The organism is Streptomyces sp. BRA346 (assembly GCF_052851135.1).
The window spans coordinates 48,186-64,729 of sequence record NZ_JAIWIH010000024.1; the positions used below are offsets into that span (position 1 = coordinate 48,186).

15 protein-coding genes are annotated in these 16,544 nt (G+C 73.1%); 8 read left to right on the forward strand and 7 right to left on the reverse strand.

Features of this window, described 5'->3' with window-relative positions; all coding sequences use genetic code 11:
- Positions 1–47: 47 nt before the first annotated feature.
- The 5 genes from LCH29_RS26890 to LCH29_RS26910 all read right to left on the reverse strand — a co-directional run bounded on the left by LCH29_RS26890 (position 48) and on the right by LCH29_RS26910 (position 8,005).
- On the reverse strand, positions 48–1,496 hold the full coding sequence (locus LCH29_RS26890; protein ID WP_446464300.1) for an amidase: 1,449 nt from the start codon (positions 1,494–1,496) through the stop codon (positions 48–50).
- Between the two features lie 966 nt (positions 1,497–2,462).
- On the reverse strand, positions 2,463–3,956 hold the full coding sequence (locus LCH29_RS26895; protein ID WP_446464301.1) for a sodium:solute symporter family protein: 1,494 nt from the start codon (positions 3,954–3,956) through the stop codon (positions 2,463–2,465).
- Positions 3,953–4,201 (reverse strand): hypothetical protein, encoded by a 249-nt coding sequence (locus LCH29_RS26900; protein WP_446464302.1) that lies wholly within the window; start codon positions 4,199–4,201, stop codon positions 3,953–3,955. The genes LCH29_RS26895 and LCH29_RS26900 overlap by 4 nt, the downstream gene beginning before the upstream one ends.
- Before the next feature lie 132 nt (positions 4,202–4,333).
- The gene (locus LCH29_RS26905) at positions 4,334–6,556 is read right to left on the reverse strand and encodes a family 2 encapsulin nanocompartment cargo protein terpene cyclase (RefSeq protein ID WP_446464303.1); all 2,223 of its coding nucleotides are present in this window, start codon (positions 6,554–6,556) and stop codon (positions 4,334–4,336) included.
- Between the two features lie 198 nt (positions 6,557–6,754).
- Positions 6,755–8,005, reverse strand: coding sequence for an acyltransferase family protein (locus LCH29_RS26910; RefSeq protein WP_446464304.1), 1,251 nt, complete (start codon positions 8,003–8,005; stop codon positions 6,755–6,757).
- A gap of 336 nt (positions 8,006–8,341) precedes the next feature.
- Here LCH29_RS26910 and LCH29_RS26915 point away from each other — a divergent pair, with 336 nt between their 5' ends.
- From LCH29_RS26915 to LCH29_RS26925, 3 genes are read left to right on the forward strand one after another with little or no spacing between them, the layout of a single operon-like run.
- On the forward strand, positions 8,342–8,587 hold the full coding sequence (locus LCH29_RS26915; protein ID WP_446464305.1) for a ferredoxin: 246 nt from the start codon (positions 8,342–8,344) through the stop codon (positions 8,585–8,587).
- Positions 8,577–9,971, forward strand: a complete 1,395-nt coding sequence (locus LCH29_RS26920; RefSeq protein WP_446464306.1) for an NAD(P)/FAD-dependent oxidoreductase — start codon at positions 8,577–8,579, stop codon at positions 9,969–9,971. The genes LCH29_RS26915 and LCH29_RS26920 overlap by 11 nt, the downstream gene beginning before the upstream one ends.
- Before the next feature lie 50 nt (positions 9,972–10,021).
- The gene (locus LCH29_RS26925) at positions 10,022–11,269 is read left to right on the forward strand and encodes a cytochrome P450 (protein WP_446464307.1); all 1,248 of its coding nucleotides are present in this window, start codon (positions 10,022–10,024) and stop codon (positions 11,267–11,269) included.
- Here LCH29_RS26925 and LCH29_RS26930 read toward each other — a convergent pair.
- A complete protein-coding gene (locus LCH29_RS26930; RefSeq protein ID WP_446464308.1) occupies positions 11,266–12,738 on the reverse strand; it encodes an SDR family oxidoreductase in 1,473 nt (490 codons plus the stop codon). The genes LCH29_RS26925 and LCH29_RS26930 overlap by 4 nt on opposite strands.
- Before the next feature lie 400 nt (positions 12,739–13,138).
- Between LCH29_RS26930 and LCH29_RS26935 the strand changes: the two genes are divergently transcribed.
- Entirely contained in the window at positions 13,139–13,435 is a 297-nt protein-coding gene (locus LCH29_RS26935) for a type II toxin-antitoxin system VapB family antitoxin (protein WP_009716657.1), read from the forward strand.
- A 114-nt stretch (positions 13,436–13,549) separates the two neighbouring features.
- Positions 13,550–14,221: a LytR C-terminal domain-containing protein gene (locus tag LCH29_RS26940; protein WP_446464309.1), complete on the forward strand. Its 672-nt coding sequence runs from the start codon at positions 13,550–13,552 to the stop codon at positions 14,219–14,221.
- Positions 14,222–14,290: 69 nt separating this feature from the next.
- On the opposite strand, the gene upp is transcribed toward LCH29_RS26940, so the two are convergent.
- Entirely contained in the window at positions 14,291–14,926 is a 636-nt protein-coding gene (gene upp, locus LCH29_RS26945; RefSeq protein WP_123104652.1) for a uracil phosphoribosyltransferase, read from the reverse strand.
- A gap of 164 nt (positions 14,927–15,090) precedes the next feature.
- On the opposite strand from upp, the gene LCH29_RS26950 reads away from it, so the two are divergent.
- From LCH29_RS26950 to tadA, 3 genes are all read left to right on the forward strand, one after another.
- On the forward strand, positions 15,091–15,300 hold the full coding sequence (locus LCH29_RS26950; protein WP_446464310.1) for a hypothetical protein: 210 nt from the start codon (positions 15,091–15,093) through the stop codon (positions 15,298–15,300).
- A gap of 174 nt (positions 15,301–15,474) precedes the next feature.
- Entirely contained in the window at positions 15,475–16,011 is a 537-nt protein-coding gene (locus LCH29_RS26955; RefSeq protein ID WP_446464311.1) for a tRNA adenosine deaminase-associated protein, read from the forward strand.
- Positions 16,012–16,030: 19 nt separating this feature from the next.
- Positions 16,031–16,531 (forward strand): tRNA adenosine(34) deaminase TadA, encoded by a 501-nt coding sequence (gene tadA, locus LCH29_RS26960; protein WP_179935340.1) that lies wholly within the window; start codon positions 16,031–16,033, stop codon positions 16,529–16,531.
- Positions 16,532–16,544 lie beyond the last annotated feature (13 nt).

Sequence of the window (16,544 nt, forward strand, 5' to 3'; positions counted from 1 at the left end):
ATGCGCTGACGCGGGGATCGTCCCTGGTTGTGCCGTTACGGGCCTGGCTATCCGATCGCCCCGATCGCCTCCGGGCGGCGCCGCCCGTACCCGGTGGCCTGCTCGAAGGCGTGGCCGATCTGGAGGACGGCGAAGTCCGCCCGGTGCGGTCCGACGATCTGGAGCCCCACCGGCAGCCCGCCGGGGGTGAACCCCGCCGGGACGGACAGTGCGGGGCTGCCCGTCGACGTGACCAGGTACGCGGAACGCATCCACTCCAGGTAGTCCCCCATCGCCACCCCCGCCACCTCGGTCGGGTACTCGATGCCGATGTCGAACGGCGGCACCTGGCTGACCGGGAGCAGCAGCACGTCGTAAGCCTCGAAGAAGGCGCGGACGCGGTGGAAGAGCGCGGTGTGCAGCACCTCCGCCCGGGCCACCTCGGGCCCGGTGAGGCGGCGCCCCGCCTCCGCGTTCTCCCGGATCGTCCGCTTCAGGCCCTCCGGGTGGCGGTCCATGAGCGGGCCGAACGCGACCTCGAACAGCGCGGCCCGCTGCGTACGGAACACCTCCTCGCCCTCCGACAGGTCCGGGCACGCCCGCTCCACCACGCACCCGAGGTCCTCGAAGACCCCCGCCGACGCCTCCACGACCGCCGCCACCTCCGGCTCGACCGGCACCAGCCCGCCCAGGTCCGGCGACCAGGCCACCCGCAGCCCGGTCAGATCCCGGTCCAGCGGCCGGGCGAACCGGGCGCCCGGCTCCTCCAGCGCGATCGGCGACCGCGGGGTGGGGCCCGCCATCGCGGACAGCAGCAGGGCGGTGTCCGCGACGGTACGGGCCATCGGGCCCTTGACCGAGAGCGTGGTCCACGCGTTCGACGCGGGCCAGGTCGGGACGCGCCCCGGCGACGGGCGCAGCCCCACCACGTTGTTGAACGAGGCCGGATTGCGCAGCGACCCGCCGGTGTCGCTGCCGTCCGCGATCGGGACCATGCCGCTGGCCAGCGCGGCGGCCGCGCCCCCGCTGCTGCCGCCCGCGCTGCGGTCGAGGGCGTACGGATTGTGGGTGGCGCCGAAGATCGGGTTGAAGGTGTGCGAACCGGCGGCGAACTCGGGCACGTTCGTCTTGCCCAGCGTGATCGCCCCGGCGTCCCGGATGCGCTCGATGATCAGGTCGTCCTGGTCGGGTATGCCGTCGACCAGCGGCGAACCGTGGCTGGTGCGGATGCCCGCGGTGTTGTGGGTGTCCTTGTGCGCGATGGGCAGCCCGTGCAGCACCCCCACCCCGTCGCCCCCGTTCGCCCCTGCCGCCACGATCCGCTCGTCGGCCGCGGCGGCGGCGTCGAGCGCGCGGTCCGCGACGAGGGTGACGATGGCGTTGACGTCGGGGTTGACCCGCTCGATCCGCTCGAGATGTGCTTGGAGCACCTCCCGCGCCGACACCTCACGCCCCCGCAGCAGGGCGTTCAGCTCGCGCGCGGTCTTGTAGCACAGCTCGTCGTCGTGGTCCGTCACGGTTGCTCGCTCTCGTAGCTCGTCGGATTGTCCCCACCCCGCCCCTTCCCGAACCCAGGGGCTCCGCCCCTGGACCCCGGACGAGGCCCGGAAGGCGGCCGCCGTTGCGTCGTGCGCTCCGCCTCGACCACAGCATCTTGGGGCAGCGGCCAAGACCCGGCCACGGCGGGTCCCGAGGGCAGCCCCTCCGCCCCGGGACGTAGACGGCCCGCGACGCCAGCGCACGGGGAAACGTCCGGGTTCGGGAAGGGGCGGAGCGGGTCGGGTCGGGGAGCGACGGCCGCGGCGCCAGACGTCGGGCCCGGCCTCGGCCTGGGCACGCCAAGCGGCCGCAGAGGCGCGGCCACCGGGCGGCCCCGGGACCAACAGCCCGCGAGCACCACCGGCCAGCGGCCGAGGCGCAGCCACCACGGGGCCCGGGGGCAGAGCCCCCGGTTCGGGACGGGGCGGGCTGGGGAACAACAGCCACCCGCAGGGCACGGCCGCGGCGGCAACCGCCCGCCGCACGGCCCGGGGTCGGGGGGGGCAGAGCCCCCCGGTTCGGGAAGGGGCGGGTCGGGGAGCGACGGCCGCGGCGCCAGACGTCGGGCCCGGCCTCGGCCTGGGCACGCCAAGCGGCCGCAGAGGCGCGGCCACCGTGCGGCCCCGGGGCCAGCCCGCGAGCACCACCGGCCAGCGGCCGAGGCGCAGCCACCACGGGGCCCGGGGGCAGAGCCCCCGGTTCGGGACGGGCGGGGTGGGGAACAACGGCCACCCGCAGGGCACGGCGACGGGGCCAGCGGCCGAGGCTCGGGCGCGGCAAAGCCCTGGGCGGCGACGGGGCCAGCGGCCGAGGCTCGGCCGCGGCAAAGCCCTGGGCGGCGCGGGGGCGAACGGCGCTCCCGGCCGCCGCGGGCGCGTGGTGCCCGCGCGGGCGGCAGGAGACCGTTCCGGTGGCAGGTGGACCTCATCGCGGCACGGTGGGCGCTATCCGCGGGGCGATTCGTCGGACCGTCCCGCGGCGGTGGCCGTGGCCGTGCGCGGGCCGGGGTCCGGGGCGGCGGAGGCCCGGTGAGGGGCAGGGGCGGGGCGGGGGAACAGCAGCTGCACCAGCAGCGCCACCGCCACGTTCACCCCCAGCCCCACCAGCCCGGCGTTCACGTGCCGCACATCCACCTCGGCCAGCGTCAGCCACGTCACCACGGCCTCGCCCGCCGCGAGCCCCGCCAGGGCGGCCCGCGCCGTGAGCAGACGGCGGGCGCCGAGGACGGCGAGCAGGCCGGGGACGAGCTGGATGAAGCCGCTCACCGTGAGGAGTTGCAGGTCGGCCAGGAGGCCGGGGCGCAGGATGCCGAGGGTGAGGGCCAGGCCGATGGCCAGGACGACGACGCTGTGGTTGACCCGCATGCGGGCCGACTCCCGGCCCGGGGGCAGCAGGTTCTGGGCGACCAGGGTGGAGATGCCGATGCACATCGCCCCGGCCGGAACCATCGCGGAGGCCGCCGCGGCGACCACGACGAGCCCGGTGGCCCACTCCGGCAGGGCGCCCTGGGCGAGGGTGAGCAGCACCCCGTCACCGTCGCCGTCGACCTTCGCGACCACCCCCGTGAGCCCGACCATGATCGGGATCATCAGCGCGACCTGGTACACCGGCATGAAGATGTTGTTCGTACGGATCGCCCGCGGGCTGCCCGCGGCCATGAGCGGCGGCCAGTGGTGCGGCGTCGCCATCATTCCGCCCGCGATCGCCGAGACCAGCACACTCGTCGTCCACCACACCTGGTCCTGCGCACCGCCGTGCACGGTCAGCATCTGCGGCTGCACCTCGTGGACCCGCCGGAACACCTCGCCCACGCCGCCGCCGACGTAAGTCAGCGGGACGACGACGGCGAGCACGGCCATGACGCCGATCGTCAGGACGTCCTTGAAGTAGGCGCTGTTCTTCAGCCCGCGGATGCCGGACCACAGCACGAAGGCGGCCGTCAGCACCGAGGCCAGCACCATGCTCAGCCGCCCCGACGCCGTACTGCCGGTCACCAGACCGACGACCATGCCGAGCCCGGTGAGCTGGAGCTGGATGTAGGGGAGCAGGAAGATCAGCCCGATGACGGCGACGACCTTGCCGAACAACGGGCTGCGGTAGCGGTCGCTGAAGTAGTCGGCCTGGGTGAGGTAGCCGCGTTCCTTGCCCAGCCGCCACAGCCTCGGCTGGACGAAGTAGAGCAGCAGGAAGGCGAGCGCCAGGTAGACGACGGCGTACGTGGCGGCGTTGCCGCCGGTGAACGCGACCCCCGCTACCCCGAGGAAGCTGAAGGTGGTGAACACCTCGCCCGCCTGGAGGAACCACATGGCGGCGGTGCCGAAGTTGCGGCGCCCGACGGCCCATTCGGCGAGGTCGGTGGAGCGCCCGGTCCGGCCGAGGAAGCCGCAGAGGGCGAGGGCGCACATGCCCAGCAGCGATACGGCGAGGACGACGCTCACTGTGCCTCACCCGCTGCCGGACCCGCCGCCGCACTCGCCGCCACGCGCTCATCGTGCCGGAACAGCCCCCACTCGACGGCGGCCAGCGCCGGGGTGAGCGTGAGCACCCAGCCGCCGACCCAGACGTACAGCGAGGGCATGCCGAACCACAGCCGCTCGGCGTTGACGAACGGCAGCCACACCGACGCGAGCAGGGCCAGCGCCGGGACCACGGGGAGAAGGACGAGCAGTTTGCGCCGCGACACGGTACCTCCAGGGCGCGAGGGGACTGCGCGGCATTCAACAGACCCGCCACGGGTCCGGCATCGTCACCGGCGGCCAACATGCGGCGGCCCCGCCTTGTCCGCGGGGACAAGGCGGAGCTCGACAAGACGCCCCTACCGGCCCGCGCCCACCGGAAGCCGCGCGGCCGACGTCCCCAGCCCCGTCGGCCCGAACAGGGCCCGCGGCGCCCCGGCCTCGTACCGCAGCTCCTCCTCCCGGTACCGGGCGACCTCCCGGTGCCAGGTCAGGATGCCGGTCATCCAGTTCTGGAGGTCGCACACGTAGCCCTCCAGGGCCGCCCGGCCCTCCGCCGACAGCCCGAAGTCCTCGTACAGGACCGGGAACTCATGGGCCGCGACGTGCTGGAACTGCCGCATCCGCGAGGTCATCAGGTCGTGCACGATGGCCACCCCGGTCGGGTAGTCGCAGTCGAAGAAGTTCTGCACGACCAGGACGCCGTTGTGGACCTCGCCCTCGAACTCGATCTCCTTCTGGTACGAGAAGACGTCGTTGAGCAGCGTGGCGTAGTCCATGGCTGCGCTCTCCAGCGAACGGACCGGCCCGCTGTCGTAGATCTCGGGCGGAACGCGCCTCCCGTACGCGAGTCGGCACAGGCTCATGGTGAGGCCGGAGCCGAAGGTGTGGCGGCGCATCTCGATGTAGTCGACCGGGTCGGGGATCCGGTGCTGCGCCTGGTTGGCCAGCTCCCACAGCCAGCTGTCGAGCATGTCGTCGACGGTCCGGCGGAACGCGCGGCGCGCGCCCTCCTCCATCGGCCCTGCGGTCCGCTCCCACAGGTCGGCGAGGGCACGCTCCAGCCCGCCCGCCGGGACGGGGATGGGGCCCGCGTCGACCGGCATGAACGTCTTGAGCCGCTCGTTGCACGCCTTGGCGCCGGTGAGGTCCCGCTTCCGGCCGAAGACCCGCGGGTAGTAGTCGTCCGCGTAGGTCCCCCAGGCGAGCCAGCCCGACGTCAGGTCCAGCTCGTCGGGGGACGCCTCGGGGTGGATGCCCGCCGCGCACAGCGGAAGGTCGGCGGCGCGCAGTCGGCGCTCGTTCCAGACGTCCGAGTCGGGCACGCCGGGCTGGGGCCCGAAGATGCCCATCCGGTGCGACCACTCGACCAGATTGCGGCGCGCCCGGTCCAGATGCGGGCTGAGCCGGGCGGTGAACGGCATGAAGAAGTCCGGCAGCCGGGACGGCCCGACCCGCTGATGCGGCACATGGCTGAAACCGCGCGCCCGGGCCCGCTCCGCCCGGCCGGTGGTGAGCCGTATGTCGGCGGCCGACACGCCCAGGCCGCTCACCGAGAACGGCGACCAGGCGGGCTCGCTCCCGGCTCCCCCGCCGTTCATGTAGCGGCTGGACCGCATGTGCCACTCATGGCCGCCCGACTGCCAGTCCTGGAGCCCCTTGACGTACGCCATGACGTCCGCGCAAGCCGCCGCGTCCAGGCCGTGCTCGGCGAAGAGCGGGGCCAGCTCGGTGAACGTGGTGTTCTCGAACTGCTGGAGCCGCGAGGTGAGCAGGTCGTTGACGGCGTCCGCCGCCTGCTGGGTGGTGCAGCCGAGGAACGTCTCCAGGACCAGCACCCCGTTGCTCCGCTCGCCCTCCTCCTCGATCTCCCGCTGGTACGAGAACAGGTCGTTGCGCAGGTGCACCGCGTCCGCGAACGCGTCCCGCAGCACGCGCAGCGGCCGCGACTCCGCGATCACCGCGGGCACCTCGGCCCCCACCGCGTGCTCCACGAGCCCCGCCGACCACGGGGCGCCGCCGACCTTGCGGCGCATCTCGATGTACTCCACCGGATTGGGTGTCCGGCCCGCGTTGATGTTGGACAGCTCCCAGAGCGACTCGTTGAGCAGGTTCTCCGTGGACTCCCGGAACCGGGCCCGCCAGTCCGGCGACATCGCGGGCACCGTCCGCGCCCACAGGTCCTTCAGCCCCGCCTCGACCGGGTTCTCCGGCTCCGGCATCCCGGCCGCCGCCGGATCCATCGGCATGAACAGCGGCAGCCGGTCCAGGTACGCCTTGCCGCCCGCGCGGTCCTGGGAGCGCTTGAACCGCTCCAGGAAGTGGTCGTCGAAGAAGAACACCCACACGTACCAGTCCGTGATCAGGGCCAGTTCCGCGGCGGAGCAGTCGGGGTGGGTGTAGGCGCACAGCAGGGCGTAGTCGTGGGCGTCGAGATCCTCCTGCTCCCAGATCCCGGAGCCTTCGAGCATTCCCCGCTCGCGGGCCCATCGGGTGGAGTGCTCCCGCGCCTCCCGGACGTGGGGATTCAGCCGCGCCGGGTACGGCATGTAGAAGTCGGGGAGTTGAAAGGGCTGTGTCACTGGCGGGCCGGCACCTCTCCGTACGACGGTTGCCCGCGCGGCCGGAAGCAGGCCCCCGCGGGCTGGTCGGCTCGGCCCTACCCAGGGCCCTGACGACCTATCCGACAGACGCATTAGTCACATGAACGTGCGATCGTTTCCGGCCCCGCCACGGCGGTACGGCCGCGGCGGGGCCGGAGACGGCAGGTCGGGCGCACGCTAGCCCGGCGGTCTCGTGGCCTGGGCCGGGACGACCGCCCGTGGTGTCGCGGTGGACCGCGCCACGACGGTCCCGGACCCGGATCCGGCCACGGCGGACCCCGACCCGGCGGGGTCCGTGGCAGCCCCGGGCCCGGTGGCCGCCGTTTCGGCCGCCCCGGACCGGAAGGCCCACTCCATCCGCGGCTCCATCGCGAACCGCAACATCCGCTGCACGAGCGGGGAGCACAGCGCGGTCACCACCACCGCGGCGATGACCGTGACCACGATCGCGCCCGCCGGGGTGTGCAGCCAGGACGGTTCGTACCAGCCCGCGAAGTGGGAGCCCTTTATGAGCAGGCCGTGCAGCAGGTACCCGTACAGCGTCCCGGCGCCGAGCGCGGTGAACCACATCGTCCGCCCGGGCACCCAGGCGAAGAAGCACGCGGTGAGCACCATGGAGCAGCCGAAGAGGGCGAACGTCATCACGATGCCGCTCCACCACGGCGCCCCCATCTCCTGGGCGCTGTCCCGGTGGTAGAACCACCCGGCGTTCATGCGCGGCGCCGCCCAGTACGCGAAGACCAGCGCGGCGGCCGCCACGGGCAGGGCCGCCATCCGCACCTCCCGCCGCCGCACCATCCGGAAGTGCTCCGGCCGCATGTGCAGCCCCGCCACGAAGAAGGGCAGGAACTGGAGCACGCGCTGGAGGTCGAGATCGTCGCCGATGTCGGGCGAGCACGAGGCGAGCGCGGCGATCGCGAGCGCGAGCGGGACCGGATGGCGCGCGATCCGCCACACCGGGGTGGTGACCCGCCACACGAAGAGCGCGATCAGGAACCAGGTCAGGTACCAGGGGTCGAGCAGGCTGATCGGGTACGAGGGGTCGTCGCCCGCCCAGCCCTTGAGGAGGCTGTACACCGACTCGAAGATCACGTACGGGACGGCGACGCCGGTGAGCAGGCGCTTCAGCCGGTCCGGCCGGAGGTCGAAGTTCCGCGAGAAGTAGCCGGAGATGAGGATGAACGCCGGCATGTGGAAGGCGTAGACGAACATGTAGAGGGCGGACGCCGCTCTGCTGCCGTCCCGCAGCGGTTCCCAGGAATGTCCCATCGCGACCAGCACGATGGCCAGGTACTTGGCGTTGTCGAAGAACGCGTCACGCTGCTTGGGGGCTGCTGCGGAGGTCGAGGGGACGGACGAGGAGTCGGGTGGGGGGACGGGTGCGGGGGCGGGGGCGCGTTGCGCACGACGTAAGGACGAGAGGTTCATCACATACGCCACCCCGTGGAACCGACAGCGGCGATCCCGCCTCTTTGTGGGGTTGAGGAGAGGGCTGCGGAGTGGAACATTCCACGCACGGTAGTAGCGGCCACGGGGCCACGGGCGGAATGACTCAGCTCTTGCGCAACGACGGTTCACGCCCCCGCCCCCACTGGCACACTGCGCCCCCGCAGCCGCCGCCGCGTCGCGCCGCCGTGAGCCGGAGCGCGACTCGTCCCCGTCGCCCCATTGGCCCGGCTGTGCGCGCGGGCCCCGGCCGCCTCGCCCATGCTGGCCCCTGGAGGGGGTGACCCGGCGACCTGACGCGTGCGAAGGGCAGGGCCGATGAGGCTTGTCGTCGATCTCAACCGCTGCCAGGGCTACGCCCAGTGCGCGTTCCTCGCCCCCGACGTCTTCACCCTCCACGGTGAGGAGGCGCTGCTCTACACTCCGCACGCGGACGACACCCAGCGGGAGAACGTGGCGCGCGCGGCGGCGGCCTGCCCGGTCCAGGCCATCCTGGTCGAGGGCCTGGACGACGACCTGATCGACGGCCCGGCCGACGACGAGGACCTGTCCGGTGTCCGCTGACGGCGCGCCGCACACGCTGCGGCGCGAGGGGCGCATCGTGATCGTGGGCGCCTCGCTGGCCGGGCTGCGGGCCGCCGAGACGCTGCGCGAGGAGGGGTTCTCCGGGTCGCTCACGATCATCGGCGACGAGCCCCACGAGCCGTACGACCGGCCGCCGCTGTCCAAGCAGGTACTGCTGGGCAGGTCCCCCGCCGACCACACCGCGCTGCCCCGGCGCCGCGAGGTGTACGCGCGGTGGCGGCTCGGCGTCGCCGCCACCGGGCTGGACATGACGACCCGTCGGGTGCGGCTGGCCGACGGCGACGAGGTCGGCTACGACCGGCTCCTGATCACCACCGGGGTGCGCGCCCGGCCCTGGCCGCACCCCCTGGAAGCCGAGCTGGACGGCGTCTTCGTGCTCCGTACCCGCGAGGACGCGGCCGCGCTGCACCGCCGTCTGTCGGCCGCACCGCGCCGGGTGCTGGTGATCGGCGCGGGCTTCACCGGCTCGGAGATCGCCTCCGCCTGCCGGGAGCGGGGGCTGCCCGTCACCGTCGCCGAACGCGGCCCCACCCCCCTGGTCGGCGCCCTCGGCGGGGTGCTCGGCGAGGTCGCCGCCGACCTCCAGCGCGCCCACGGCGTGGACCTGCGCTGCGACGTCATGGTCACCGGGCTGGAGGGCGACGCCGCCGGGCGGCTGCGGCGGGCCCATCTGTCCGACGGCACCGCCCTCGACGCCGATGTCGCGGTGGTCTCCCTCGGCATCACCCGCAACACCGAATGGCTGGCCGGTTCCGGGCTCGGCGCCGGGCCCCGCGGCATCGCCTGCGACGCGGGCTGCCGCGCCTTCGACGTGCGCGGCATCGTCACCGACGACGTCTTCGTGGCCGGGGACGTGGCCCGCTCCCCGCATCCGCTCTTCGGCTACCAGTTCCTGTCCCTGGAGCACTGGGGCAACGCGGTCGCCCAGGCCGGGATCGCCGCCCACAACATGATCAGCGCGAGCGCCGACCGGCGGCCGCATCTGTGGGTCCCGGCCTTCTGGTCCTCCCAGTTCGGGGTGAACATCAAGTCGGTCGGGGTGCCGTCGCTGGGCGAGGAGGTCCTGATCGCGCAGGGGTCGCTCGCCGAGCGCCGCTTCACCGCGGTCTACGGATACCAGGGGCGCGTCATCGCCGCCGTCACCTTCGACCAGAGCAAGTGGCTGGCGTTCTACCAGCGGCTGATCGAGACCGCCGCGCCCTTCCCTCCGCCGTTCACCACCGTCGACCGCCGCGCCGAGGGGCTGCGGCCGGTCCCCGCCGACTTCCCGGACCCCACGCTGCCCACCCACGGCCCGACCGTCACCCTCAGCGGCTACGCGCCCTCCGACCGGCGGATCGCCTTCACCCCCGCGCGCATCTGACCGCCCCCGATCCCCTGCCCCTCGTCCCTGATCCCCGGAAGGACCCCGCCATGGCCCACGGCCCCCTCCTGCGGAAGATCACCGACTACGCCCACCGCGCCGACCCGTATCCGATCTACGCGGAACTGCGCAAAACGCCCGTGGTGCACGAGGAGGACGGCCCGTACATCGTCAGCACCTACTGGGAGATCCACGCCCTCCTGCACGACCCGCGCATCAGCTCCGACGCGCGCAACCTCGACCCCCGGGCCGCCGGGGAACCGGCCGATGCCGGGACCGAGGCCGAGGAGGACGACCCCGGGCTGCCGCCCGCCTTCCTGAAGCTCGACCCGCCCGAACACGACCGGCTGCGCCGCCTCGCCATGACCCCCTTCGGCCCGCCGCACACCCCCCGGCGGATCCACGCCCTGCGCGGCGAGCTGTCCCGCATCGTCAACGAGCTGATCGACGGCTTCCGGGACCGGGACCGCATCGACCTCGTCGACGACTTCTCGTACCCCTTCCCGGTCACCGTCATCTGCCGGCTGCTGGGCGTCCCGCGCGAGGACGAACCCCGCTTCCACACCTGGGCCGACACCCTCGCCGCGAGCCTCGACCCGGACCCCGAGCAGGACGCCGCGATGCGGCGCCGCGTCACCCGGCAGGCGCGCACCGAACTCGGCCGCTACCTCTCCGACCTGATCGAGGAACGCCGCCGCTCCCCCGGTGACGACATGCTCTCCGCCCTGGTCGCCGGGCACGGCCCGGAGGGCCGGATGAGCCATACGGAGCTGCTGAGCACCGCCGCGCTGCTGCTGGTCGCGGGCCACGAGACCACCGTCAACCTGATCACGAACGGCATGCTCGCGCTGCTCCGCAACCCCGACGTCCTGGCCCGGCTGCGCGCCAAGCCGCATCTGGCCGTCCCCCTGGTCGAGGAGCTGCTGCGCTACGACCCGCCCGTCCAGCTGCTGCCCCAGCGCACCCCGCTGTCGGACATCGACATCGCCGGGGTGACCATCCCCAGGGGCGCCTCCGTCTGGCTCGTCCTGGCCTCCGGCAACCGCGACCCCCAGCGCTTCCTCGACCCCGACCGCTTCGACCCCCAGCGCCGCGACAACCAGCACCTCGGCTTCGGCAGCGGCATCCACAGCTGCTTCGGCGCCCCGCTGGCCCGCCTGGAAGCCCAGCTGGCCCTGACCGCGCTGGCCCAGCGCCTGGAGAACCCCCGCCTGCGCGAAGACCCCCCGCCCTACCGCCGCAACGCCGTCCTCCGCGGGCCCCGCCACCTCCCCATCACCCTGGACGGCCTGCGCTAGGCCGCAGCCGCTTCCGCCTTGGCGGCGATCTTCCGGGCCATGCCGCCGAACACCAGCGCGTGGAACGGCGAGACGCCCCACCAGTAGAGGTGCCCGGCCAGCCCGCGCGGGTGGAAGACGGCGCGCTGGCGGAAGACGGTCCGGCCCTCCGCGTCCCGGTCCACCCGCATCTCCAGCCACGCCAGCCCCGGCAGCCGCATCTCGGCGCGCAGCCGCAGCAGACGGGGCGGCAGGACCTCCTCGACCCGCCAGAAGTCGAGGCTGTCCCCGACCCGCAGCCGGGCCGCGTCGCGGCGGCCGCGCCGCAGCCCGACGCCGCCCATCAGGGTGTCGATCCAGCCGCGCAGCGCCCAGGCGAGGGGGAGCGCGTACCAGCCGTTCTCGCCGCCGATGCCCTCCACCACCCGCCACACCTCCTGCGGGGAGGCGTTCACGGCGCGGCGGCGGTGGTCGGTGTAGAGGGTGCCGCCCGCCCAGTCGGGGTCGGTGGGCAGCGGGTCGCTGGGGGCGCCGGGCGTGGCGGCGGAGGACCAGCGGGTGGCCACGTCCGCCTCGCGGATCCGCCGCAGGGCCAGCTCCAGGGCCCGGTTCACGCCGAGGGGGCCGCCCGGCGGCTCGGGTACGTAACGCCTGATGTCCCGCTCGGCGCAGACCACCTCGTGCCGCAGCGACTCCACGAGCGGCCGCGCGAGGGTGCCGGGCACGGGGGTGATCAGGCCGACCCAGAGGCTGGAGAGCCTCGGGGTGAGCACGGGCACCGGCAGGATGGCGCGCCGGGGCAGCCCGGCGACGGCCGCGTACCGCCGCATCATGTCGCGGTAGGTGAGGATGTCGGGGCCGCCGATGTCGAAGGCCCGGTTCACCTCGTACGGCAGCTCGGCGCAGCCGACCAGCAGCCACAGCACATCGCGCACGGCGATCGGCTGGGTGCGGGTGCGCACCCAGCGCGGGGTGACCATGACCGGTAGCCGTTCGGTCAGATAGCGCAGCATTTCGAACGACGCCGAGCCCGACCCGATGATCACACCCGCCCGGAGCACCGCGGTCGGCACCCCGGATTCCAGGAGCACCCGCCCCACTTCGGCGCGGGACCGCAGATGGGGAGAGAGATCGTGGTCCGGGACCCCGGCCGGGGTCAGCCCGCCGAGGTAGACGATCCGCCGGACCCCGGCGGCCCGCGCCCGCTCGCCGAAGAGGCGCGCCGCGCGCCGGTCGGTCTCCTCGAAGCCGGGCCCGCCGCCCAGCGCGTGCACCAGGTAGTACGCGACGTCCACGCCCTCCATGGCCGCCCGCACGGACTCCTCGTCGGTCACGTCGCCGCGTACGATCTCGACCCGCCCCGCCCAGGGGTGATCGCGCAGCTTGCCGGGGGAACGGGCCACGCAGCGCACCGCGTACCCCGCGGTCAGCAGCTCGGGGACGAGCCTGCCGCCGATGTAGCCGGTGGCCCCGGTGACCAGACAGCGCATGCGGCCATGCTTGAACGCACGGGGACCGGCCGCAACCGGGGATCGGTGGCGGCCGGGCAGCACGAAACCTGCGAGGTGGGCTCCCTTCGCCGGCATTGTCCGGATCAGGTTGTGGAGGTCGCCTTCCGGTCTCCCCGACCTTCCGGCCTCTCAGCCCGGCCATCAACGAGGCGTTCCGGAGAACCAAAGTCCTCTGTCCTGAGCGCCTCTCCGGTCGAGCTCCCTCGCTCGCCCCGCAGGCTGTTATTCAGGTTACTCCTGACCCCCTTGGGCGACTAGTCCCTTTTCGAGAAAATTTCACCCTTTTGCCAGCGCGTCGCGGAGCCCCGCCCCGCGCCCCCGGCCTGGCACTCCCGCGCCTTGGCTGCGCCGGAAGCCGCTTGCCCGGTAGGCTTTCCGTGTGATCTTCAAGCGCATCGGAAACGGTCGACCCTATCCCGACCACGGCCGGGAAAGCACCCGCCAGTGGGCGGATGTCGCCCCACGCCCGGTACGTCTTGACCAGCTGGTCACGACGAAGCAGCAGCTCGATCTGGAGACGCTGCTCGCGGAGGACTCGACGTTCTACGGGGACCTCTTCGCCCACGTCGTGAAGTGGGACGGCGACCTCTATCTGGAGGACGGGCTGCACCGCGCCGTGCGCGCCGCGCTCCAGCAGCGCCAGGTGCTGCACGCGCGCGTCCTGGAGCTCGACTGACGCCGTTCCGGCGAGGGGTGCGCGGGCCTTCGCATTGGCCCTTTCGGGTTGGACTGCACACCAACCATTGATCATTTAGTAGGCATCGTCACCAGGCCGCACTACGCTGCGCACATGAGCATGCTGACCCCTCCTGGCATGGGCGGAAAGTACCGCATCACGGGCGACCGCTACCCGCGCATGCGCCGGCCCCGGAGCCGCCGGCGCCTGGTGTTCGCGGCCCTCGGCTCGGTCGTGGCGCTCGGCCTGGTCGGCTGGGGAACGCTTCAGCTCATCGACGTCTTCTCCGGTGGCGGCGACAAGGGCAGCAACACGGTGCGCGCGGCGCGCGGCAGCGCGGACTGCAAGCGCGAGCCCGGCAAGGGCCGCGACCGGAACCCCGGTTCGTCGCCCCGTACGGCGGCGAAGAAGCTGCCGAAGCCGTCCGACATCACCGTCAACGTCTACAACGCGACCAAGCGCTCCGGGCTCGCGAAGGACACCGCCGAGGAGCTGGAGAAGCGCGGCTTCAAGATCGGGGACGTGGGGAACGCCCCGAAGGCGTACGACCAGAAGGTCAAGGCCCCGGGGATACTCCTGGGCGCACCGGCCTCCGCCGACGGGACCTTCCGGGTGCTGTCCACCCAGCTCACCGGGGTCCAGACCAAGAACGACGCCCGCCGGGGCAAGGACGTCGACCTGATCATCGGTTCGGACTTCAAGGACCTGGTCGAGGCGAAGGACGCCGACAAGGCGCTCACCGCGCTGACCAAGCCCTCGCCCCGCCCCTCGGGCTCGCCCTGCTGAACGGGACCGGGCGGGCCCGGCCCGCGCCGCCCCGCCGAGCCGAGCGGGACCGGGCGGGTCCGGCCCCGCCTAGCCCGCGGTCCCGTACATCCGGTCGCCCGCGTCGCCGAGCCCCGGCACGATGTACCCGTGCTCGTTGAGCCGCTCGTCGATGGACGCGGTGACCACCGTCACCGGCGTGCCCGCCAGCTCGCGCTCCATCACCTCGACGCCCTCGGGCGCCGCCAGCAGACACAGCGCGGTGACGTCGTCCGCGCCCCGCGCTATGAGCTCCCGGATCGCCGCGACGAGCGTCCCGCCGGTCGCCAGCATCGGGTCCAGCACGTAGACCTGACGGCCGGAGAGGTCGTCGGGCATCCGGGTGGCGTACGTGGACGCCTGGAGCGTCTCCTCGTCGCGGATCATCCCGAGGAAGCCCACCTCGGCCGTCGGCAGCAGCCGCACCATGCCGTCGAGCATCCCGAGGCCCGCCCGCAGGATCGGCACCACCATGGGGCGCGGATGCGACAGCCGCACCCCGGTCGTCGCCGTCACCGGGGTCTCGATGTCGACCTGCTCGGTCCGCACATCGCGGGTGGCCTCGTACGCGAGCAGGGTCACCAGCTCGTCGGCGAGCCGCCGGAAGGTGGGGGAGTCGGTGCGCTTGTCGCGCAGCGTGGTGAGTTTGTGCGCCACCAGCGGGTGGTCGACGACGTGGATCCGCATGGCAACGACACTAACGGAGCCCTCCGGCCGCGGCTCCCGCCGGTAACCCCGGCACGCGACGACAGTCTGTCGTTGTACTGGCATCAAACCGCCGTTTCGGGGGAAAGTGGGCAGGAGCGCCCGGGCCCGACGCCCGGGCGGAGACCTCGGCGAGAGGTGAGGCCATGGCCGACACCGACGACACCGACACGCTCACCGGCAGGACGATGGGCGCCGTGTCCGCACGCGAGAGCGCCGCGGACCGCCGCCGCCGTCGCGAACGCTTCCTGCGCGCGCTGAACGAGGCCCGGCAGGTGCGCGACCGCGTACGGCCGCGGCTGACCCGCGCCGCCCGCATGCGCGAGGCGATACTGCTGCGTACGTTCCGCTGGTGAACCCGAACCCGGCGCACCGCCGATGAAGCGATCAGGTCGGTCCGTTTCGTTTCACGTGAGCCACATCTCTTTGGACTGGTGCACGACGCAGCGTGGAAGACCTCTCGCGAAGCGATGGTTTCTGCCACGATTCCGATTGGGGCGGGACACTGTCCCGCCCGCCCCGGCACGCCTATGACCAGTGGGAGAGTCACGGTGTACTTCGCCGCATTGCTCGCGCGCACCGCAGAAGGGTGGGAAGCGAGCGACACAGAGCTCGATGACGTGGAGACTCTGACCGATTTGATCGATCTGGCTCGTGGGGCCGCCAAGGACGACGACACCGTTCTGGCCTTCATCGAGCACGAAGACGCGTGGTTCGGCGTCGTCCGCGTGGACGGCGAGGAGGATCCACACATCTACGTATCGGACGCGGCCGCGGCCGCCCGCACCTCATACGGCTCGATGCTCACCGACGAGCTGCTCGGCCGGGACCCCGAGGACGACCTGGACAGCCTCGTCGACCTGGACGGCACCGAGGACGGCGAGCCCGACCAGGACGACGACTCCGACCCCGACGCACCCGTCCCGGTGGGCCCCCTCGGGGACGGCGACATCCTGACCGACCTGGGCATGGAGGAGAAGGAACTGAAGGCCCTCGACGGGGATGCGCTCGAATCGATCGCGGACATGCTGGGGTGCAGCATGGAGGGCCTGGAGGCGGTGCGCTGACCGCCGCCACACTGGTGACATGACCGATCCGCTGACCGGCATCCTGCCCGGACCCGACCCCGACCCCTTGCGTGACCCCTGGCGCGCCCCGATGCGCCTCGCGCTGGAGGAGGCCGTACGGGCACCCGAGACGGGAGACGTCCCGGTCGGCGCTGTCGTGCTGGGCCCGGACGGCACGGTGCTCGGCCGCGGCCGCAACGAGCGCGAGGCCCACGGCGACCCCACGGCCCACGCCGAGGTCCTCGCCCTCCGCGCCGCGGCCCGCCGCCTCGGCGGCTGGCGGCTCACCGGGTGCACCCTGGTGGTGACCCTGGAGCCGTGCGCCATGTGCGCGGGCGCCATCGTGCTGTCCCGGCTCGACCGGGTCGTCTACGGCGCGGTCGACGAGAAGGCGGGCGCCGTCGGCTCCCTCTGGGACATCGTCCGCGACCGCCGCCTCAACCACCGCCCCGAGGTCATCCACGACGTCCTCCCCGACGAGTGCGCGGCCCCCCTCACCGCCTTCTTCCGCACCCCCTGACCGCCCCCCACCC

Coding starts and splice junctions, on each gene's coding strand:
- LCH29_RS26940 (WP_446464309.1), top strand. CDS start 13,550: ATGAGCATGCTGACCCCTCCTGGCATGGGCGGAAAGTACCGCATCACG.
- LCH29_RS26930 (WP_446464308.1), bottom strand. CDS start 12,738: ATGCGCTGTCTGGTCACCGGGGCCACCGGCTACATCGGCGGCAGGCTC.
- LCH29_RS26955 (WP_446464311.1), top strand. CDS start 15,475: ATGACCAGTGGGAGAGTCACGGTGTACTTCGCCGCATTGCTCGCGCGC.
- LCH29_RS26925 (WP_446464307.1), top strand. CDS start 10,022: ATGGCCCACGGCCCCCTCCTGCGGAAGATCACCGACTACGCCCACCGC.
- tadA (WP_179935340.1), top strand. CDS start 16,031: ATGACCGATCCGCTGACCGGCATCCTGCCCGGACCCGACCCCGACCCC.
- upp (WP_123104652.1), bottom strand. CDS start 14,926: ATGCGGATCCACGTCGTCGACCACCCGCTGGTGGCGCACAAACTCACC.
- LCH29_RS26950 (WP_446464310.1), top strand. CDS start 15,091: ATGGCCGACACCGACGACACCGACACGCTCACCGGCAGGACGATGGGC.
- LCH29_RS26910 (WP_446464304.1), bottom strand. CDS start 8,005: ATGAACCTCTCGTCCTTACGTCGTGCGCAACGCGCCCCCGCCCCCGCA.
- LCH29_RS26915 (WP_446464305.1), top strand. CDS start 8,342: ATGAGGCTTGTCGTCGATCTCAACCGCTGCCAGGGCTACGCCCAGTGC.